Source organism: Neoaquamicrobium microcysteis, assembly GCF_008180155.1.
Classification (GTDB): Bacteria; Pseudomonadota; Alphaproteobacteria; order Rhizobiales; family Rhizobiaceae; genus Aerobium; species Aerobium microcysteis.
The window spans coordinates 202,240-222,447 of sequence record NZ_VSZS01000061.1 but is presented as its reverse complement, the minus strand read 5'-3'; the positions used below and the strand labels follow the sequence as shown (position 1 = coordinate 222,447).

The 20,208-nt window shown below is 67.4% G+C and carries 14 protein-coding genes and 1 tRNA gene; 4 read left to right on the top strand and 11 right to left on the bottom strand.

Annotated features, from left to right (window positions below):
- The first annotated feature begins 137 nt into the window (after positions 1–137).
- Both FY036_RS10480 and FY036_RS10475 read left to right on the top strand, forming a co-directional pair.
- Positions 138–1,991: an autotransporter assembly complex protein TamA gene (locus FY036_RS10480; protein WP_235897622.1), complete on the top strand. Its 1,854-nt coding sequence runs from the start codon at positions 138–140 to the stop codon at positions 1,989–1,991.
- Entirely contained in the window at positions 1,991–6,595 is a 4,605-nt protein-coding gene (locus FY036_RS10475) for a translocation/assembly module TamB domain-containing protein (RefSeq protein ID WP_235897621.1), read from the top strand. The genes FY036_RS10480 and FY036_RS10475 overlap by 1 nt, the downstream gene beginning before the upstream one ends.
- A 262-nt stretch (positions 6,596–6,857) precedes the next feature.
- Here FY036_RS10475 and FY036_RS24145 read toward each other — a convergent pair whose 3' ends face one another.
- From FY036_RS24145 to FY036_RS10435, 8 genes are all read right to left on the bottom strand, one after another.
- Positions 6,858–7,229 (bottom strand): hypothetical protein, encoded by a 372-nt coding sequence (locus tag FY036_RS24145; RefSeq protein ID WP_235897629.1) that lies wholly within the window; start codon positions 7,227–7,229, stop codon positions 6,858–6,860.
- A 49-nt stretch (positions 7,230–7,278) separates the two neighbouring features.
- Complete coding sequence (locus tag FY036_RS10465) at positions 7,279–8,178, bottom strand: carbohydrate kinase family protein (protein WP_148914667.1); 900 nt, start codon at positions 8,176–8,178, stop codon at positions 7,279–7,281.
- 5 nt (positions 8,179–8,183) lie between these two features.
- Entirely contained in the window at positions 8,184–9,428 is a 1,245-nt protein-coding gene (locus FY036_RS10460) for a Gfo/Idh/MocA family protein (RefSeq protein WP_148914666.1), read from the bottom strand.
- Between the two features lie 21 nt (positions 9,429–9,449).
- Positions 9,450–10,469, bottom strand: a complete 1,020-nt coding sequence (locus FY036_RS10455) for a LacI family DNA-binding transcriptional regulator (protein ID WP_148914665.1) — start codon at positions 10,467–10,469, stop codon at positions 9,450–9,452.
- Complete coding sequence (locus FY036_RS10450; protein WP_148914664.1) at positions 10,466–11,467, bottom strand: ABC transporter permease; 1,002 nt, start codon at positions 11,465–11,467, stop codon at positions 10,466–10,468. Before FY036_RS10450 ends, FY036_RS10455 begins: the two co-directional genes overlap by 4 nt.
- A complete protein-coding gene (locus tag FY036_RS10445) occupies positions 11,464–12,447 on the bottom strand; it encodes an ABC transporter permease (protein WP_148914663.1) in 984 nt (327 codons plus the stop codon). Before FY036_RS10445 ends, FY036_RS10450 begins: the two co-directional genes overlap by 4 nt.
- Positions 12,447–13,949: a sugar ABC transporter ATP-binding protein gene (locus FY036_RS10440; protein ID WP_148914662.1), complete on the bottom strand. Its 1,503-nt coding sequence runs from the start codon at positions 13,947–13,949 to the stop codon at positions 12,447–12,449. Before FY036_RS10440 ends, FY036_RS10445 begins: the two co-directional genes overlap by 1 nt.
- A 75-nt stretch (positions 13,950–14,024) precedes the next feature.
- Complete coding sequence (locus tag FY036_RS10435; protein ID WP_148914661.1) at positions 14,025–15,047, bottom strand: ABC transporter substrate-binding protein; 1,023 nt, start codon at positions 15,045–15,047, stop codon at positions 14,025–14,027.
- Between the two features lie 218 nt (positions 15,048–15,265).
- Here FY036_RS10435 and FY036_RS10430 point away from each other — a divergent pair, with 218 nt between their 5' ends.
- Complete coding sequence (locus FY036_RS10430; protein ID WP_148914660.1) at positions 15,266–15,850, top strand: 5-formyltetrahydrofolate cyclo-ligase; 585 nt, start codon at positions 15,266–15,268, stop codon at positions 15,848–15,850.
- Here FY036_RS10430 and FY036_RS10425 read toward each other — a convergent pair.
- The 3 genes from FY036_RS10425 to FY036_RS10415 all read right to left on the bottom strand — a co-directional run bounded on the left by FY036_RS10425 (position 15,847) and on the right by FY036_RS10415 (position 18,729).
- A complete protein-coding gene (locus FY036_RS10425) occupies positions 15,847–17,454 on the bottom strand; it encodes a 5-guanidino-2-oxopentanoate decarboxylase (RefSeq protein WP_148914659.1) in 1,608 nt (535 codons plus the stop codon). The two genes, FY036_RS10430 and FY036_RS10425, sit on opposite strands and share 4 nt — an antisense overlap.
- A gap of 154 nt (positions 17,455–17,608) precedes the next feature.
- Positions 17,609–17,684: transfer RNA gene (locus tag FY036_RS10420), tRNA-Lys, on the bottom strand.
- Between the two features lie 133 nt (positions 17,685–17,817).
- Complete coding sequence (locus tag FY036_RS10415; protein WP_148914658.1) at positions 17,818–18,729, bottom strand: PhzF family phenazine biosynthesis protein; 912 nt, start codon at positions 18,727–18,729, stop codon at positions 17,818–17,820.
- Positions 18,730–18,859: 130 nt separating this feature from the next.
- Here FY036_RS10415 and FY036_RS10410 point away from each other — a divergent pair, with 130 nt between their 5' ends.
- Positions 18,860–20,206: an efflux RND transporter periplasmic adaptor subunit gene (locus FY036_RS10410; protein ID WP_148914657.1), complete on the top strand. Its 1,347-nt coding sequence runs from the start codon at positions 18,860–18,862 to the stop codon at positions 20,204–20,206.
- Positions 20,207–20,208 lie beyond the last annotated feature (2 nt).

The window sequence follows — 20,208 nt, the reverse complement described above, 5'->3', positions numbered from 1 at the left end:
GGCGCCTGGGCGGACCTGCCGCAAGCCGGCGCGATTGTTGTGATGTGTAGGGTGTTCGCTTGATCGGGCGCAGGTCATCTTTCCGGCTGAAAAGCCGAATCCTGACAGGCTTTGTCTGCGTAACGCTGGCGGCACCCGTGCCCGCACACGCCTTCGAGCTGTTCGGCATACGCCTCTTCGGGCGCGACGCGCCAGCCGAAGAAGACATGGTCATCGGCGATCCCCAGAACTACGAAGTCGAGATCGTCGTCGGCGAGACGGACAGCGACATCGAGGGCAAGCTGCGCGCTGCCTCGACGCTGTGGAGCGACCGCAACGAGCCGGCTTCCGGGGCCGCCGGCCTGATCTCGAAGGCGAGAGGCGACTACCGCCGTCTGCTTGCCACGCTCTATTCGGAAGGCCGCTACGGCGGCACCATCTCAATCCTTATCGACGGCCGCGAAGCCGCCGACCTCGCCCCCGACGCGACCCTGGCGGAGCCGGCAAACGTCGTCGTCACCGTCCAGCCCGGCCCGCTTTTCAACTTCCGCGAAGCGGCGATCGTCAACGAGGCCCCTGCCCCGCAGAGCCGACGCGACGCGGTGGACGATCCGCGCGACGAAGGCTTTGCGCCCGGCGAGGTCGCCCGGTCCGGCACGATCATCCGCGCCGAGCGACTGGCTGTCGAGGCATGGCGGCAGCAGGGCCACGCGAAGGCCGAGATCGCCGAACGGCGCGTGGAAGCAGCGCACGATTTCGACGTGGTCGACGCGCGCATCACGGTCGATCCCGGCCGCAAGGCGTATTACGGACCCGTGACCGTGCAGGGCACGGAGCGGATCGATCCCGAATGGCTGGCCTGGATGACCGGGCTGCGCCAAGGCGAGGAATACGACCCCGACGACCTGACGCGGGCCGGCACGCGCATCGCGCGGCTGGACGTGTTCCGCGCCGCCCGCTTCCAGGAAGCGGAGATGATCGACGCCAACGGCCTGCTGCCGATCACCTACATCGTGCAGGAGCGGCTGCCGCGCCGCTTCGGCGTCGGCGGCACATACTCCACCATCGACGGGCTGGGCGTCGAGACGTTCTGGGTGCATCGCAACCTGTTCGGCCGTGCAGAGCGGCTGCGCTTCGACGCCAAGGTCGCGGGCATCGGCCAGACGTTCAAGCCGGACGAGTTCACCTACCGCGTGGGCGCGACCTTCACCAAGCCGGGTGTGTGGACGCCCGACACGGATTTCACCGCGTCGCTGTTCGGAGACCGCGAGGTGCTGGACGCTTACACAAGAACGGCGATTACCGGCACTGCGGGCTTCACGCACATCTTCAACGAGGAGCTCTCAGGCAAGGCCTTCCTGACGGGAGGCGTGGCGCGCTTCGACGACGACGAATTCGGGCGGCGCGACTTTGCAACGCTTGGCGTGACCGGCACGCTGACATACGACAGCCGCGACAACCCGACGGATGCGACAGAGGGTTATTTCCTCGAAGCGACAGCTTACCCCTTCTATGAGTTCGAGTACGGCAACCCGGCCTTCAAAGCGACGGCCGAGGCGCGCGCCTATTATGGCTTCGGCGCCGACAACCGCTTCGTGCTGGCCGGACGAGTGAAGCTCGGCACGCTGACCGGGCCATCCATCGCGCAGTTGCCGCCGGACATGCTGTTCTTTGCCGGCGGCGGCGGATCGGTGCGCGGCTACGGCTATCGCAACATCGGCGTGCCCACGGCATCGGGCAACATCATCGGCGGCCGCTCGCTGGCCGAGGCGTCGGCCGAGGCGCGCGTGCGCGTGACCAACTCCATCGGCCTCGTCGGCTTTGTGGATGCGGGCTATGTCGGCGAGGACACCATCCCCAGCTTCGACGAGGACGTACGGATCGGCGCAGGCGTCGGGCTGCGCTACCTGACCGGGCTGGGGCCGATCAGGCTCGACGTGGCCGTGCCGCTCGACCGCCGCGAAGGCGACCCGAGCGTCGGCGTCTATGTCGGCATAGGACAGGCTTTCTGATGCGCATTCTGGCCGCCCTTCTCATCTTCTTCCTGACCCTGCCGGCGTTCGCGCAGCAGGAGACGCCGGAAGAGGAGCGCGGGCTTTTCCTGTCGTTCGTGGAAGACCGGCTGTCGGGCCCGAACAGGCAAATCCGCATCCAGGGCATACAGGGCGTGCTGTCGTCGAACGCGCGCATCGGCCTGATTACGGTGGCCGACAACGAGGGCGTGTGGCTGCGCATCACCAACGCATCCATCGTGTGGAGCCGCACGACGCTGGTGCTGCGGCAGCGATTGCAGATCGACACGCTGGCGGCGGAACGCATCGAGGTGCTGCGCCGGCCCATCCCCGACGAGAGCCTTCCGACGCCGGAATCGTCATCGTTCCAGGTGCCCGAGCTGCCGATTGCGATCAATCTGGATGCGCTGGACGCGGCCTCGATCAGCTTCGGGCCTGACGTGTTCGGGCTCGAATCGGAGCTGTCGATCACCGGCCGCATCAGGCTGGAGGACGGCTCGCTCGACACCGCACTCGACATCACCCGGCTGGACGGGCCGGGCGGCCAGTTCGCGCTGAACGCCGTCTATGCCAACGCCTCTCAGGTACTCGATCTCGACCTCAGCCTTTCCGAGCCGGAGAACGGCATCGTCGCCAACCTGCTGAACATAGAGGGCCGCCCGCCGGTGGACCTGACGGTCGCGGGCAGCGGGCCGCTCTCGGAACTCGATGTCGAGCTGACGCTGGACGCGGCCGGCGAGCGTATCCTGACCGGCGCGACGCAGCTGCGGCAGCAGGCCGAAGGGCTCGGCTTCGCCGCACAGCTCAACGGGCCGATCGCCCAGCTCATTCCCGTGCAGTTCCGCGACTTCTTCGGCGCGGAAACGACGCTCGATGCGCGCGGCGTCGTGAAGGAGGAAGGCGGAACGCGCCTCGACGCACTGAGCCTGCAAAGTGCGGCGCTTTCGCTGGAGGCGGCGGCCGAAACCAGCGCCGACGGCTTCCTGCGCCAGCTGACCCTCGATGCGACCATCGACGACGGCACGGACGAGCGCGTGCTGCTGCCGCTGCCGGGCGGCGAGACGACCGTGGATCGCGCCAACGTCACGCTTTCCTTCGGCAACACCGCCAGCGAGGAATGGTCGGGCACGATCGCGGTGGAGAAGCTGACGACTGCCGATTTCACCGCCGAAACCGCGCGGTTCGATCTGGGCGGGCTGGCGCGCAACCTCGACAACCCGGCGGCACGCAGCGTCACCTTCGCAGTCGATGGCGGGCTGTCGGGCATCATCGCCACGCGTGCCGACATCGGCGAGGCGCTGGGCGATGCGATTACGCTGGACGTGGACGGCTCATGGAATTCCGGCGAGGCGGTGCAACTGACCAACGCCATCCTGTCGGGCAACGGGCTTGCCATCTCGCTTCAGGGCGAGATCGCCGAGCTTGCCTTCAACGGCGATCTTGCGATGGAAGCCGAGAGCATCGCACCGTTCTCCAACCTCGCCGGGCGCGAGCTCGAGGGCGCGCTGAACCTGCGCGCAACCGGCGAAGTACGCCCCATCAGCGGCGCGTTCGACCTGACCATCGACAGCGCGGCCGAGGAACTGCGCATCGACGTCGAGGCGGCCGACAATCTGCTGGCAGGCCGCACGACGATCACCGGGCGCGTGGCGCGCGGCGAAACCGGCCTTCTGGCCGAGAATTTGCGCGTCGGAAACGACCGGATCGAACTGACCGCGGACGGCACGATCGCCTCGGGTGCAGCGGATTTCGACTACGCGCTGACGCTGGCCGACCTCGCGCTCGTCTCGCCCCAGGCCTCGGGACGGCTGGAAGCGGGCGGCAGGCTTTCCGGCTCCGACGGGCCGATCTCCATCACCACCATGGCGCGCGTGCCCTCCGGCACGCTGGCAGACAAGCGGCTCAACGATGCCAGCATAGCCTTCGACGGAACGCTGGATGCCGGCGCGCTGGCGGGCACGGTGGGCGGCGATGCCTTCCTCGACGGGGTGCGCGTGCAGCTTTCGGCCGGCGTGGCCGTTGCCGAGGGCGAGCGCCGGCTGAGCGACCTGGAATTTTCGGCAGGCGGCGCGCGCGTCACCGGGTCGCTGACGCAGGGCCCGACGGGGCTGATCGACGGCGATCTCGTCGTGGACGCCGCGGACGTCTCGACGGCCGCCGCGCTGTTCCTCGTCGAAGCTACCGGCGCCATCGATGCAACCGTGTCGCTCGCATCGACCGAAGAAGGCCGCCAGAACGCCACCGCCGACGCATCGGTGCGCGACCTGCGCCTGGGCGATACGCGGCTCGGGCAGGCCGACATCGAGGCAAGTGTGGAAGACCTGTTCGGCGTGCCCGTGATCGACGGCACGGTGAACGCGCGCGACCTGACGGCGGGCGGCGTGGAGGTGGCGACCCTTGCGGCGAACGCGCAAAGCACCGGCGACACCACCCGGTTCGAGGCCGACGCGACGCTGCACAACGGCGCGCAGGCCCGCGCGCGCGGCGCTCTCGCTCCCGAGAACGGCGGCTACCGCATTAGCCTCGACGAAGCCTCGCTTGGGCAGGGCATCGTCCAGGCAAGGCTGGTCGAACCGGCATCCCTGCTGGTGGTGGGCGACAGCATCGCGATCGACGCGCTGGCGATAGACGTTGCCGGCGGGCGCATCGCCGCGAACGGCCGCGTCGCCGACACGCTGGACCTGAACGTGACCATCGCAAGGCTGCCGCTGTCCATCGCCAACCTGGTGAGGCCCGACCTCGACCTTGGCGGCACGCTGGACGGACAGGCGACCGTGAGCGGCACGCGTGACGCGCCCAACGCGCGCTTCTCGCTGACCGGCGACGCCATAACGGCCGCAGCGCTGCGGCAGGCCGGACAAAGCTCGCTCACTATCCGCGCCAGCGGCGACACGAGCGGCCAGCGGCTCAATCTGGATGCCAACGTCAGCAGCCCCGAGGGCCTGCGCGCGGCGGTGCGCGGCGGCGTGCCGCTGGACGACGGGCAGCTTGCGCTCAACGTCGACCTCGCCTCCTTCCCGCTCGCCGCGCTCAACCGCGTGGTGCAGGGGCAGGACCTTGCCGGCACCATCACCGGCTCGGCGCGCGTGGCGGGCACCACGTCCTCGCCGCAGGCGACGTTCGACCTGCGTGGAGCCGGGCTTGCCGCCGCGCCGCTGCGCGGAGCCGGCATCGCCACGCTCGATGCCACCGCCGCCGGCCGCTTCGCCAACGACACGGTCACGCTTTCATCTGTACAGGTGAGCGGACCGCAGGGGCTGTCGCTGACGGCCAACGGCACCGTGCCGCTTTCGGGCAGCGGGCTTGCGGTCAACCTCAACGGCTCCGCGCCGCTGTCGCTCGCCAACCGCTTCCTGATCGATCGCGGCACCCAGCTTTCCGGCGTGGTGCAGGTGAACGGCAGCGTGTCGGGCAGCATCCAGCAGCCGGTGATCCGCGGCATGGCCTCGACCAGCGGCGCGCAAGTGGTGGACCCGGAAAGCAACGTCCGCCTGCAGGACATCAATGTGATGGCCGCGATCGAAGGGGAGACGGTCACGATACGCTCGGCCAGCGCCGCGCTTGCGGCAGGCGGCAGCATCAGCGCCAGCGGCACGATTTCCACAAATGCGAGCGCCGGTTTCCCCGCCGACATACGCATCGTGCTGAACCAGGCACGCTACGCCGACGGCGACCTCGTGGTCGCCACCGTCAGCGGCAATCTCGCGATGACGGGACCGCTGACACGCGATCCGCTGATTTCGGGCGAGATCAATGTCGAGCGGGCGGAAATCTCCGTTCCAGACAACTTCGCCGGCGGCGCGGCAGCGATCGACGTCATCCACCTCAACCCGCCGCCCGGCGTGCAGCAGACGCTGGAGCGCGCACGTGCCAATGACGGCACGCCGACGCCGACGGCGCGGCCGAGCGTCGTGCGCCTGAACGTCGGCGTGAGCGCCCCCAACCGCATCTTCGTGCGCGGGCGCGGGCTCGATGCGGAGCTGGGCGGACGCGTGCAGCTGACCGGGCCGGTCACCAACATCCAGCCGGTGGGCGGGTTCGAGCTCGTCCGGGGGCGACTGTCGATCCTCGGCCAGCGCATCACCTTCGACGAAGGAACGGTGACGCTGATCGGCGACCTGGACCCGTTCCTCAACTTCGTCGCGCGTTCGGGCAGCGGGGACATCACGGTCTTCATCACGGTGACGGGTCGCGTCTCGGCGCTGGACATCTCGTTTTCGTCGCAGCCGGAACTTCCGGAGGACGAGGTGCTGGCGCGGCTGATCTTCAACCGCGGCATGAGCGAGCTTTCGCCGCTGCAGATCGCGCAGCTGGCCGCAGCGGCAGCAGAGCTGGCCGGCGGATCGAACACGTCGCTGCTCGGCAGCCTGCGCAACGCCACCGGCCTCGACGACCTCGACATCGTCACCGACAGCGAAGGCAACGCAGCCGTGCGCGCTGGCCGCTACATCAGCGACAATGTCTATCTGGGCGTGGAAGCGGGTGCCCAAGGCGCAACGCGCGGGACGATCAATCTGGACATCACCGACGAACTCAAGGCGCGCGGCGCGCTGGGCAGCGACGGCGACAGCTCGCTGGGCATCTTCTTCGAGCGCGACTACTGACAGACGCTTAAACGTTTAAGCGGGACATTCCGTGCAGCCGAACGCCCCCTTCACCACGCTTCGCGTGGTCCTTGAGGGCGAGCCGCTTGTCTCGCCCGTCCTTCGGACCCCCCGTAAACGGGGGAAGATCCTGCGTCGCGGACGGCCGCAATTCTTTATCTTCCTTAACGAGCGGTCCGAAGAGACAAGCGGCTCCATCTCAAGGGGGATGTTGGCGGACAAGATGTTCAGCCACCGCCTGGCGCGATCCGGCAAGCGCCGATCAGTGCTTCGGCGCGCCGCTGGTCGTGCTCGAGGTGGCCGAGACGGGATCGCTCGCCGGGAAGGTGTCTTCAAGCCCCTCCTCCAGATTGTCGGCCGCCTGGGCCTTTGCCTGTTCGGCGCGCAGCGAGCGTGCTGCGGGCGACTCGGCGCGCGGATCGGCTTCCCTGGCTTTCTCCTCAGGAGTGAGCACATCGCCGAGTGCGCCGGGGGCGGCTGCTTCCGGCTCTTCATAAAGGCGCCGCGTGGCGCTGCGCTGGGCGGCGGTCTCGCCAACGGATTTGCTGCGGCGTGTCAGAAGCGCATAGGCGACGGCGGCAGCGATGACAACGGGGCCACCGACAACCACGAGCATCCAGAGTGTTTCGGTCATGTTGAATCTCCTTTGCCAATGAACGCGCAAGGGAGAAATTCGCTCCGGATCAGGGCGCGTAGCGGCGGGGAAATGTGGAAATCGCGCTCGATGCGGCCCTGACGCCGGCCTCGGACGCCCGACGCGTGTCCTCGCCCCGCGAAAGGGCTGCCAGAAACGCGGCGTTGAAGGTGTCGCCGGCCCCGACCGTGTCGATAACCTCGACCTGCGGCGCGTGCACCGCAAGGCTGTCATCGCCCTGAAAGACGCGCACGCCGTCGCCACCGCATTTGACGACCAGCATTCGCGGCCCGGTGAGCGGCCGGAGGTCGGCAATCGCGGCGTCGAGATCGTCCGTGCCGGCGATGCCTTTGGCTTCGTCCTCGTTGATAAGCGCGATGTCGGCCTCGCCCAGCCACGCCCGGAAGAGCTCGCGATTGGCCGGCGCCCAGCCGGCAGGCGGCCAGCCGGGGTCGATCGCGACGGTCCAGCCGCGTGCTTTCAGAGCGGCGATCAGCCTCGACGTACCGGCCTCGATCTGCGGCATCAGAAAGCTGCCGGAGATGGTGGCATGGCCACCGGCCGGCGCATGCGGCAGATGACTTTCGAGATCGTCCAGCCGCGACTGGTGGAGATGGCCGGTGGTGGTGAAGAAGGCGCGGTTTCCGCCGGTGTGGACGATGCCGACCGTGAGCGTCGTGGCGCAATCCATCACGATCCATGTCGAGCGGGCTGCATCGAACCGGGAGGCGAGCCAGTCGCCCATCATGTCGCTGCCGATGCCCGCCACCAGCCGGTGTGGGATGCCGAGCCCGGAGAGCGCCAGCGCCGTATTGCCGGCCGAACCCCCTGCCCGCATCTCGCTGCGCGGCAGGATCACCTCCGTGCCGACAGCCGGCCAGCCGTCGACATCGCCCATGACGAGATCGACGTTGACATTGCCGAGCACCAGGATGCGTTCGGGCTCCATGGCTGTCAGGCGCCGTGGCGCGCGACCAGCGGCACGTAGTCTTCCAGCTCCGGCGCGGGGAAGCGGATCGTCTCGCCGATCTCGGCCGAGCGGTAGAGGCCGATCAGCATTTCCACCACGGCCAGCCCGTCATGGAAGGTTTCGAGCGGGGTTTCGCCCTTGCGGAAACACTCGACCATGTGGCGGTTCTCGTCGGTGTAGCCGTAGACGCCGGCCTCGTCCTCAAGCACTGGCATGAGCCCTTGCTCGGCATTCTGCTTTTCGACCAGATCCTCGCCCTCGGAGCCGGTGACGGCGCGCGACATGAACACTTTCAGGCCCGTCGCCAGCGAGTTGAATTCCATCGCATATTCCGGCCCGAGCAGTTCGAGCTGGATGCGCAGGCCCGCGCCGACATAGGCCCACGAGGTGGACGCCTCGATCATCAGCTCGTTGCCATCCTGATCCTCAAGGGCAATCGTGGCGCGGGCGAAATCTTCAGACGGCCGGTTGCGGTAGTCCACCTCGGCGCCGTAGCGCGCACGGAGCTGGTCGGCATAATGCGGACGGGTCCATTTCAGGTTGGCGACCGTGCCGTTGACGGATTTGACCTTGAGGGAGTCGCGGGGTGCGCCGGGCTCGGTAAGCAGGTGGCGGGCCACCTCGACGCTGTGGCACATCATGTCGGACAGCACGCCGCCGCCCTGCTTGTCGCCCTGCCAGAACCATGCCTCGTGCGGGCCGGAATGCTCCTCGGCCGCGCGCGCAAGATAGGGGCGGCCGGTGGACGACGCGCCGCGACGCCAGATGATCTCCTTGCCGCGGATGACCGGGGTGCAGAACACCTGGTTCTCCAGATAGCCGTGGTTCAGCCCGGCATCCTCGACGAGACGCACCATCTCGCGCGCCTCGCTGATGGTACGCGCCAGCGGCTTCTCGCAGGCGACGGCGAAGACCTTCGAGCGCCCGGCCTTCACCTCGGCATGGATGGTTCGCATCACGTCGAGCCGGGTGTGGTTGGGCGAGAGAATCCAGATGGCATCGACATCGTCGGCGCGCACGAGGCTTTCGAGGCTGTCATGGGCGGTGCAGCGGCCGAGACCCAGCTCGTCCACCAGCGCGACGATCGTCTGCCGTTTCTCGGCCGTGCGGCTGTAGACGCCGGTGACGACCACGTTGCGCACGCCAAGCATGGAACGCAGGTGAAACTGGGCGATGAAGCCGGTGCCGACCAGCCCGATGCGCAACGTATCCTTAGGCTCGAAACCCATGCCTGTCTCTCCGTCGTTCTTTCAGGAATTCGTAGGAAGCGGGGCGGTGGAGCCGCGCAGTTTCAGCTCGGTCGGCATCTCGACCGTTTCCGGCACGCCGGGCTCGCCCGAGAACACGTGCAGCAAAAGCTCCATCGCCTTCTGGCCAATGGCCGCGCGCGGCTGGCTGACCGTGGTGAGCGGCGGGTGGAAGGCCTGGCTGAGGAAGAGGTCGTCGAAGCCGACCACCGACACGTCGCGGGGCACGTCGAGCCCCATGCGCCGCAGCTCGTTGATGGCGCCGAAGGCCATCTCGTCGTTAGCCACGAAAATAGCGGTGGGCGGCTCGGGCAGCTCGAAAAGCTGGCGGCACAGGCGCTCGCCGGTGTGGAGCAGGTAATCGCCGACCGGTTCGTAGCCTTCCGGGACAGGCAGGCCGGCATCCTCCATGGCGCGGCGGTAGCCGTCGCGGCGGCGCAGGCTCATGATCTCCGGCACCGGGCCGGCGATGTGGGCGATGCGGCGATGGCCGAGCCCGATGAGGTGCTGGACAGCTTCGCGAGACGCGCCCTCATTGTCGATCATGACATGCGGCAAGCCGCTGCCGTTGATCGCCTCCAGCGCGACGACGACGGGAAGGTTCCTGATGCGCTCGGCGAAGCCGTCGCGTTTGGGCAGCTTGCCGGTAATCAGGATCATGCCGTCGGCGTGGCCGTCGCGCAGCATGTCGAAATACTCGATCTCGCGCTCGGGGTTGTTCTCGGTGTTGCCCATGAGGACCGCGTAGCCGGCGGCGCGGGCCGTCGATTCCACGCCCTTGAGGATTTCGAGATAGAATGGATTGCCGACATCGCGCACAACCATCAGCACCGACATGGAACGCTGCGTGCGCAGGTTGCGGGCCGACACGTTGGGGCGGTAGTTCATATCGCGCGCAGCCTCGCGGATGCGGCTGAGCGTGGGTTCGGCGACAAGGCCGGTGCCGGTCAGCGCCCGAGACACGGTTGCCGGCGACACGCCGACCGACGCCGCGATATCCTTGATCTTTGCGCGGGTCGTCATCCCCGCATCGCCTTTGCGCGGCCGTAGAACAGCATGAGCACCAAAAGCGTGGCGCCGAAAATCATCTGCCGGCCGGATTCGTCGATGTTGATCGTGGTCAGGATGCTTTGCAGAACGACCAGCAGCATCGCGCCCGCCATGGTGCCGGTGTAACCGCCCCGCCCGCCGGCCAGCGGCGTGCCGCCAAGCACCACGGCGATGATGGACGGCAGCATGTAGGTTTCGCCAACATTGGCAAAGGACGAGCCGGAATAGCCAAGCAGGCAGATGCCGGCGAGTGCGGCGAACATGCCCGACAGCATGAACAGCGCGACGCGGATGGTGCGTACCGGCACGCCGGCCATGTAGGCCGCCTGTTCGTTGGAACCGATGGCGTAGACGCGGTAGCCGAACACCGTGCGCTTGAGCAGGAACGCCATCAGCAGGCCGATGGCGAGCCAGAGCCAGATGATGCCGGGCAGGCCGAGCAGGAAAGGCTGCGAGACGAACTGGGACAGGGCGGGCGCGGCGCGGCCCGATGGGATACCCTGGCGGATGACCACCAGAAGGCCTTGCAGCACACCCAGCATGCCCAGCGTCATCACCAGTGGCGGAATGCGCAGAAGCGTGACGCCGAGGCCGTTGGCGAGGCCGAAAAGAGCGCCCGTCGCCAGACAGACCAGCACGGCGGGCAGGATGCCGCCGTTCTGCCCCATCATGAGGTTGCCGGCGATGATGGCCGACAGTGAGACGACGCCGCCGACCGACAGGTCGATGCCTTCACGCCCGCCGAGAATGACGAGGTTCTGCCCCGCAGCGACGATGCCCAGCAGCGCGGCCACGATGGAAAGGCGCAGGATCTGCTGCAACGAGGCGAAGCCGGGCGACAGCGCCTCGCCAAGCGCCAGAAGCGCGACGATGAGGACGAGCGCGACGACGAGCGGCTTCCTGACGAACTCGATCACGGCCGACCCGCTGCGGTTTCCCGAGACGCCGGCTGCGGAGGTGTCGATGCTCATTGTCCCACCCTCCGGCCGACGAACACGCCCGCCATCAGCGCGATGAGGATCGCGAGGCCCTGAACGAGGTTCTGCCATTCGGACGGCGTGCCGACGAAGAAGACCAGCGAGTTGATGAGCCCGATGATGAGCGCGCCGACCAGCGAGCCGACGACGGTGCCCTTGCCGCCAGACAGCGCGCTGCCGCCCAGCACGACGGCCGCGACGCTGTAGAGCGTCATCTTGCCGCCCACCAGCGGATCGCCGCTGGCGGTGTCGCCGGTGATGCAAAGGGCCGCCAGTGCCGCGAACAGGCCGCACAGCACGTAGCCCTTGATGCGTATGGCTGCGACTGGGAGGCCGGACTGGAAAGCGCCCTGCGCGTCGTCGCCCACCGCCAGAAGCTGGAGGGTAAGCCGCGTGCGCACCAGAAGCACCAGCAGCAGGGCAAGCGCAGCGACGACCCAGAACACGAAGGGGATTTCGAGGATGCGCCCGCCATAGGTTCGCCAGAAGGCGGCAGGCGCAGGCGTGCCCGCCACGGGCAGCACGTAGAGCGCGACGCCGGTGAAGAAGATGGAGGTCGCGAATGTGGCTACGATGGCCTGAAGGCGAAGGGCCGCGACGACCAGACCGTTTATCAGCCCGCAGGCGAGCCCCGTGAGAATGCCGACGAAGCAGGCGAGGAGCACCATTCCCCCACCGCCGCCCCAACGCTCCATCAGCACTATGACGACGACGTTGACCAGCGACAGCGTGGCCCCGACCGAAAGGTCGATATCGCCGGCCATGACCACATAAGTCTGGGCGATGGCCAGCATCATCAGCGCCAGATAGGTGCTGACCAGACCGGTGATGGCGCGGTAGGAAAGGCTGTTGGGCTCGAACCAGCCGTTGAGCACGACGAGCACGACAAGGATGAGCAGCGCGGGCAGGAAAGGCAGCCGCTCAAGCGCTGCTGCAAACGGGTTACGGTCGGCGGTGGGCGAAAGGCTCGTCATCAGGCGGCCTCGTATGCGGCGTGATAGAGATTGTAGCGGGTGCGCTCGTCGCCCCTGAGCTCGCGCGTCACGCTGCCGGAGTTGAAAACGAGGATGCGGTCTGCATTGGCGAGCAGCTCGGCGTCCTCCGAGGAATAGAGCACGATGCCCATGCCTTCGGCGGCGAGCTGGCGGATAAGCGCAAACAGGTCGGACTTGGCCTGAAGGTCGATGCCCTTTGTCGGGTCATCCAGAAGCAGCACGTCCGGCCGGTCGATCAGCCAGCGGGCGATCACGATCTTCTGCTGGTTGCCGCCCGACAACGAATTGATCGGATGGTCGATGGTCTGGAACTTGGTCTTGAGCGCCTTAAGCGGCCCATCCGCCTTATCCTTGAGGGCGGAGGGACGCACCAGCCCGATCCGGTTTCGCAGGAAGTGGATCGGCGTGACGTTTTCGAGGATGGGTCTGCCCTGCACGACGCCGTCGCGGCTACGGTCTCCCGACACGTAGGCGACGCCATGCGCGATCGCATCGCGCGGAGACGCGGCCTTGTAGGGCTTGCCGTCAAGCGTGACGCTGCCGGCATCGTGGGAAGCCGCGCCGAAAAGCGCGCGCAGCACCGAGGACTGGCCCTGCCCGTGAAGGCCGCCGAAGCCCAGGATTTCGCCGCGGGCGACCCGGAACGATATTTCGGTGAAGCCCTGCCCGCCGAGCCTGTCGACCTGAAGCGCGATGCGCGCCTCGCCGGGTGCGGCGGCCGGCGCGGCAGCGGCAGCGACGAGCTCTCCCTGGTCGCCCACCATCTGGCGGATGACGGTGGAGGGATCGGTCTCGGCGATGTTGGACGTGGCGACCGTCTCGCCGTCGCGGATGACGGTAACGCGGTCACCGATGGCGAAAATCTCGTCCATGCGGTGCGAGATGAAGACGATGGCCCTGCCCTCGCCCTTCAGCCGCTTGAGGATTTCAAAGAAGCGGTCGACCTGCGCGCGGTCGAGCGCCGAGGTCGGCTCGTCGAAGATGAGTATCGGCGCTTCGCTTGCCAGCGCCTTCATGATCTCGACAAGCTGGCGCTGGTCGGCGCGAAGGTTGAGAACGGGCGTGTCGGCCGAAAAGCCGTCACCCGCCACATCGGCAAACTCCGCGATGTAGCGCGCGGCGCGCTCGTCCAGCTCCCGTCGGTTGACGAACAGGCCGCCTGTGGCCGGCAGTTCGGGCAGCAGGATGTTCTCGGCGACGGTGCGTCGCGCCGCAAGGCTGAGCTCCTGATAGAAGATGCCGATGCCGAGCGCCCGCGAAGCCTGCGGGCCGGCGATCGTCACCGGCGCGCCGTTAAGCACGACCTCGCCCGCATCGGGCTTCACGGAGCCAGCCACGATCTTGCACAGCGTGCTCTTGCCCGAACCGTTGGACCCGATGAGCACGTGCACTTCGCCGCCCTTGAGGTCGAAATCACCCCGGCGGAGCGCCAGCGTCGCGCCATAGGCCTTGCGCGCGCCGCGGATGAGCAGCTCGGTCATCGTATTACCCCGGAACTGACACGGTCAGGCGGCGCGCACCGGATGCCCGGCGCGCGCCACCCCTGGGAGGAGAGCCTACTTGAACAGGGCCTCGGCGTCTTCGATCGAAAGCGCGCTGGTGTAGGAATAGTGGCCCGGCTTGCCTTCAAGCTGCGCGGCCGCCTCTGCGAGGTTCGACGAGTCGATGAACGGGATGGGCAGGTACATTGCGTTGCCGTACTGCCCCGCCGTCGCCGGCTCCTTGAGCTCGCGGCCCTCGAGCATGAACACCGCGACGTTCAGCGCCGAGGCCATCACGCCAGGAGGGTTCACGGTCGCGCCGGAGTTCAGGCCTTCGGAAGTCCACAGGTCGATGAAGTCCTTGCGGATCTCGCCGGTCGCGGCGATGTCACCCGTCTTGCCGGCATCCTGGATCGACTTCCACGCGCCAGCGGCCATGCCGTCCTGCACCCACACGCCGGCGATGTCCGGATAGGTCGCGAGCAGGTTCTGCATCGCCTGCTGGCCCTGGGCCTGATCCCAGTTTGCGTTGACCTCGTTGACGACCTCGATACCCGGATGCTGCTCGAACACCGAACGGTAGCCCGCCACGCGCATCTCATTGGCCGGGTGACCGGCGACGCCGTTGATGGCGACCACCTTGCCTTCGCCATTGAGCGTCTCGGCCAGCCATTCGGCGCCGCGCGCGCCCCATGCCGTCTGGTCGATGCCGACATAGATCGCGTCGGGCGACGAGACTTCGGCGTCGGTCGAGATCACGAGGATGCCGGCTTCCTTCGCCTGCGCGAAGACCGGATCGAACGCCGTCGGGCTGTTGGGGTTGATGATGATGGCATCGACGCCCTGGCTGATGAAGTTGCGAACATGGGCGATCTGGCCCGGCACGTCGACGTTGGCGCTCTGCACCACGACGTTGACGGTATGGCCCTTTTCCTCCCAGGCGGCCGCGGCGGCCTGCGCTTCCTCGATCATCTGGGTGCGCCATTCCGAACCCACCCAGCCATTGGACAGTCCGATGGTGAAGGTATCGGCCTGGGCGACCGAAGCCGTCAGCGCGATGGCGGCAACCGATGCCGCGAATGCAGAAAGTCTGGTCATGTAAACTCCTCCCTGAGAACTCGATGAAATCGATTGTATCGGCAATGAAATCGATTTCAATAGGCGTCTTTGCGAAAAATCTTGTGCATTGCGAAAGCGGAGGACTGCCCGTCAATGCCGTGGTTTTGTTGGTCCAGCGCGGCGTTTCCCTTGTCTTTCGCACAGGCGCGACCCACGCTGGACGCGTCACCTTCGCACTCGCAGCGTACGAGGCAGGCATGTCCGAGCAGGGAAACGACGATGGCGGATGGGCCGATGTCGCACGCTGGCGCAAGGCCGAGCGGGCACGCCTGATCGACCTGCGGATGACGTTGAGCGCGGAGGAACGCGCCGGGCGCAGCCAGCGCATCGCAGCGGGGCTGGACGCGGCAATCGGCTCGCCGGAGGGCCGCATCGTCAGTGGGTACTGGCCTTTTCGCGGTGAGCCCGACCTGCGCGACTGGATGGATCGCGTTCGCCGGCGCGGCGGGCGGATCGCGCTGCCGGTTGTGGTCGCCAAGGGCCAGCCGCTGGAATTTCGCTGCTGGTCGCCCGGCGACAAGCTGGAACGCGGCGTGTGGAACATCCTGGTGCCGGCACAGGGACCAGCGGTTCTGCCCGACGTCGTGATCGCGCCGGTCGTGGGTTTCGACAGCGCGCGCTATCGCCTCGGCTATGGCGGCGGCTTCTTCGACCGCACGCTCGCGGCCATGCAAGGCAAACCGCTCGTCATCGGCATCGGCTATGCGGAGGCTGCAATCGCCACGATCCGCCCGCAGCCGCACGACATAAAGATGGACGTGATCGTGACCGACGCGGCCTAAAGCTGGCGTGCCTCGGCGCGGAGCGTGTCGTCGAACAGCAGCAGCGTGGGGCCTTCCCCCGCTGCCGCCGTGGCAAGCGAGGCGTTGAGATCCGCCAGCGAGGCCAGCTTCTTCGCCGTCCAGCCGCAGGCTCGGGCGACGGCGATGAAATCGGGCGTCAGCAAATCCACGCCGATCGGCGGCACGCCGGCGGAGACCATGTAGGACTTGATCTCGCCGTAGCCGGAATTGTCGTGGAGCAGCAGGACGATCTTCGCCCGCACCTGCGCGGCGCTCGCCAATTCGCCCATGGTGAACTGCAAGCCGCCGTCGCCGGCAAGCGCAACGACCGGGCCACCGTCGCCGCCGAGCCAGACGCCCGTTGCGGCCGGCAGTGCGTAGCCCAGCGTGCCGAAGCCTGTGGCCGAGTTGAACCAGCTTCCCGGCCTTGCCGCCGCAAAGCCGAGATTGCCCGCATAGACGAGTTGGGTGGAATCGCCAACGATCGGCGCGTCGGGGAGCGCGTCGCGCACGATCTCGAGGATGCGCAGGTCGCCGCGCATCGCATCATCGAGCGCGTCGATGCCGTTGCGTGCTCGCGTGGCGCGGTCCTGTCCAGTGGCGGTGCGCGGCTCGATCTTCGCGGCCAGCAATGCTGCGGCCTCGCCCGCGTCGCCCACCATCGTGATTGCTGCCGCAGGCCCGCGAAAGGCCTGCCGCGGGTCTATGTCCACCCGGATGAGCGGGGCCGGACATGCAAAGCCGCCATTCTCATACATGTCGTAGTCGGTCGCGCCGAACTCGGTGCCGAGCGCAAGCACGACATCGGCCTGCGCGATCAGCGCGCGCGTCGCCGCCATGCTGGGGCTAAGGCTCACCGCCAGCGGATGGTCGGGCGGAAGCATGCCGCGCGCATTGACGGTCATCACCACCGGCGCATCCAGCGCCTCGGCCAGCGCCCTCACCTGCCCGGATGCGCGGACAGCTCCGCCGCCGGCGAGAATCACAGGGGCGGACGATGCACGCAGCATGGCGGCTGCAGCGTCGACCTCATGGGTGGAAGGTACGGGGCGTGAGACGCGTGCGGGCGCGGCCGGCGACGGCAGGTGACCAGCGTTGGCCAGCATCACGTCGATTGGCAGTTCGATGTGGACCGGGCGCGGCCGGGCCCCGTCGAACACCGCGAAAGCCTGAGCCAGCGCGGGCGCGAGTTCGTGCGGGGTGTGCACCGTGCGGCTGAAGGCAGTCACGCCGCCCGCCATCGCCTGCTGGTCGGGCAGTTCGTGCAGCCAGCCATCGCCCGAGCCCATGCGGCCATGTGCGTTGACGGTGGAGATAACCAGCATGGGAATGGAATCGGCATAGGCCTGCGCCATCGCGGTCATGATGTTGGTCATGCCCGGCCCGGAGATGGCGAAGACCACGCCCGGCCGGCCGCTGGCGCGCGCATATCCGTCGGCCATGAAGCCCGCGCCCTGCTCGTGACGTGGCGTGATGTGGCGAAGGCGGCTGTCTGCGAGCCCGCGATAGAGCTCGACCGTATGCACACCGGGAATGCCGAAAACGGTATCCACGCCATAGGCTTCAAGCAGCCGGGTCAGGTATTGGCCGGTCGTGAACGTCATCGCCTCCCTCCGCAGTTCAGCGTGCAGCATAGGGGCGCGGCGGAAGGCGGGGCAAACGAAAAGTCGGGGGCGAGAGGCCGGGAACGCGCAGATGGCGACGCGCATAGCCAAACCTGCCGAAGCAGTTGAGGAAACGCCTGCAAACAATTGAAAATGGTGGGTGATGTAGGGATCGAACCTACGACCCGCTGATTAAGAGTCAGCTGCTCTACCAACTGAGCTAATCACCCGCCGGGCCGCAACCGCGTGCGGCTGCTGCAAGAGGAGGCCCCTATAGCGGCTCATCCTGCGCGTGTCCAGCCGCAAATGCCCGTGATATCAAATTATCCCGCGCGGGAAGTTTTACCCGCTCCTGACGCGTGTTCAAAACGTCAATGCGCCCTGCGCGACCTTGACCGCGTGGCCGCCGATGCGCGCGCTCTTCATGGCAAGTCCCTCGACCTCGATCTCGAGCCTGATGCGGGAGGGCCGGCCCATCTCGATGCCCTGCTCTATCCAGTAGCCATGGCGGCCATCGCGCGTTTCGTCGAAATGCAGGATCGCGCCTGCAAAGGCGGCGGCGGCCGAACCGGTCGCCGGATCTTCCCAGACGGGCGGGCCGGGAACCAGCATGCGTACGTGAAAGGCGCTGTCGTGGTGCAGCGTCTCGCGGCAGTAGACATAGGCGCAGGCCGGCACGCCGCTGTCGCGCAAAGGCGCAACCTCCAGCCAGGCCGGCCCGTCGAATCGCAACGTCTCCATAGCCTGCAGATTGGCGACGGGCACCGTCAGATAAGGCACGCCGGCGGACCAGAGCCCGGGACGGTGGTTCTCGAAGCCGATCTCGTGCGGCCCCAGACCGAGTGCTGCTGCCAGCGCTGCGTCGTCGGCCTTCAGCTCCAGCTGCTCAGGCAGCTTGGGCAGGTCGAATTCGGCGAATGCGGCCTTCTCGCCATGCGTCACGGCGCAGCGCACGTCGCCGACCTTCTCCTCCAGCACCAGCAGGGCGGTGTCGGCGCCTGGGTTCTGACGCTCGGCCAGCGCGATGGCCGTGCCGACCGTCGGGTGGCCGGCGAAGGGCATCTCGTATTGCGGCGTGAAGATGCGGATGGCGGCGGTGTGCGCCGGATTGCCGGGCGGGGCGACGAACACCGTCTCCGAAAAATTGAACTCGCGCGCGATGTTCTGCATCGCGGCCTGATCGAGGCCGTCGGAATCAAGCACCACGGCTAGCGGGTTTCCGGTCAGTCTCTCGTCGGTGAAAACGTCGTAGACCACGTATTCTCGCTGGGTCATCTTTTGCTCCGGAGCTTTCGCAACCATGGCGTGTCAGGAAACATGGCCAAACTTTAATTTGAAATCCGGCCGCATATCCATGATGTGACAGGTGAAGGGATTCTTGAAAAGACCAAAGGCGGACGCGCGCATGGACCAGATCGTGGAGCGCCCCGACAAGGCGAAGTTCGCTTCTCCGGAACCGATCGAAAAAGCACTGTCGCTGGACGGCGCAGGCGGACGGCCCCGCCGCCGGCGGCGGCGCTGGCCGCTGGTCGTTGCGTTCGCTGTGCTGGCGGGTGGTGCTGCGGCCTACTGGCAATTCGCCGGAACCGCTGCGCCGCAGACGAGCTATCGCACCGCCACGGTCGAGCCCGGCGCAATGACGGTGGAGGTTTCGGCCACCGGCACGCTGCAACCGCTGACACAGGTCGAGGTTTCGAGCGAACTATCAGGCGTGGTGCGCTCGGTAGCCGTGGACGAGAACCAGCGCGTGGCGGCCGGCGATGTGCTGGCCGAACTGGATACCACCCGCATCGTCGCCCAGATCGAGCGCGCGGAGGCCAACGTCGCCGCCGCCGCTGCGCGGGTCGCGGATGCCGAGGTGACGCTGCGCGAAACCGAGCAGGTGCTGGCGCGCACGCAGCAGCTTTCGGGACGCGGCATGACGACGGAGCAGGCGCTGGAGACGGCATCTGCCGCCCGCGACCGGGCCGACAGCGCGGTGGCCATCGCGCGCGCCAATCTGGCGGTCTCGGAGGCGGAATTGAAGCTCCAGCAGGCCGACCTCGCCAAAAGCACGATCTACGCGCCGATCGACGGCATCGTTCTCAGCCGCGCGGTCAATCCCGGCCAGACGGTCGCGTCCTCCATGCAGGCGCCGATCCTGTTCGTCATCGCCGAAAACCTCGAGACGATGGAACTCAAGGCCGCCGTGGACGAGGCCGATATCGGCACCGTTTCGTCGGGCCAGCCGGCGCGTTTCACGGTCGATGCCTTCCCCGGACGGCGCTTCGACGCCACGATCCGCGACATTTCCTACGCGTCGGTGGTGACGGAAGGTGTCGTCACCTATCAGGCGCGCCTCAACGTCGACAATGGCGAGTTGCTGCTGCGCCCCGGCATGACGGCGACGGTGGATATCGTGACCCGCGAAGCCGACGGCGTGCTGCTTGTGCCTGCCGCCGCCTTCCGGTTCAGCCCGCCGGCAGCCGCCGAGCAGGGCGGCTGGTCGATCCAGTCGCTGTTCATGCCGCGCATGCGCATGGGCGGCGGTTTCGGCGGACGGCGGGCGCGCGACAGCGGCGAAGGCCGCCCGCTCTACGTGCTGCGCGATGGCGAGCCGCAACAGGTGCGCGTCGTGACCGGCGCGACGGATGGCGAATCCGTCGAAATCCTCTCGGGCCTCGAACAGGGCGACCGCGTCGTGCTCAGCGTTTCGCAGGGCGGGGGGCAGCGAGCCGCTGCCGAAGGCAGAAGCGGCGGCGGCCGGCCATGAAC

Coding starts and splice junctions, on each gene's coding strand:
- FY036_RS10465 (WP_148914667.1), bottom strand. CDS start 8,178: ATGGAGCCCGAACGCATCCTGGTGCTCGGCAATGTCAACGTCGATCTC.
- FY036_RS10415 (WP_148914658.1), bottom strand. CDS start 18,729: ATGACCCAGCGAGAATACGTGGTCTACGACGTTTTCACCGACGAGAGA.
- FY036_RS24145 (WP_235897629.1), bottom strand. CDS start 7,229: ATGACCGAAACACTCTGGATGCTCGTGGTTGTCGGTGGCCCCGTTGTC.
- FY036_RS10455 (WP_148914665.1), bottom strand. CDS start 10,469: ATGACGACCCGCGCAAAGATCAAGGATATCGCGGCGTCGGTCGGCGTG.
- FY036_RS10445 (WP_148914663.1), bottom strand. CDS start 12,447: ATGACGAGCCTTTCGCCCACCGCCGACCGTAACCCGTTTGCAGCAGCG.
- FY036_RS10440 (WP_148914662.1), bottom strand. CDS start 13,949: ATGACCGAGCTGCTCATCCGCGGCGCGCGCAAGGCCTATGGCGCGACG.
- FY036_RS10430 (WP_148914660.1), top strand. CDS start 15,266: ATGTCCGAGCAGGGAAACGACGATGGCGGATGGGCCGATGTCGCACGC.
- FY036_RS10450 (WP_148914664.1), bottom strand. CDS start 11,467: ATGAGCATCGACACCTCCGCAGCCGGCGTCTCGGGAAACCGCAGCGGG.
- FY036_RS10435 (WP_148914661.1), bottom strand. CDS start 15,047: ATGACCAGACTTTCTGCATTCGCGGCATCGGTTGCCGCCATCGCGCTG.
- FY036_RS10425 (WP_148914659.1), bottom strand. CDS start 17,454: ATGACGTTCACGACCGGCCAATACCTGACCCGGCTGCTTGAAGCCTAT.
- FY036_RS10410 (WP_148914657.1), top strand. CDS start 18,860: ATGGACCAGATCGTGGAGCGCCCCGACAAGGCGAAGTTCGCTTCTCCG.
- FY036_RS10460 (WP_148914666.1), bottom strand. CDS start 9,428: ATGGGTTTCGAGCCTAAGGATACGTTGCGCATCGGGCTGGTCGGCACC.
- FY036_RS10475 (WP_235897621.1), top strand. CDS start 1,991: ATGCGCATTCTGGCCGCCCTTCTCATCTTCTTCCTGACCCTGCCGGCG.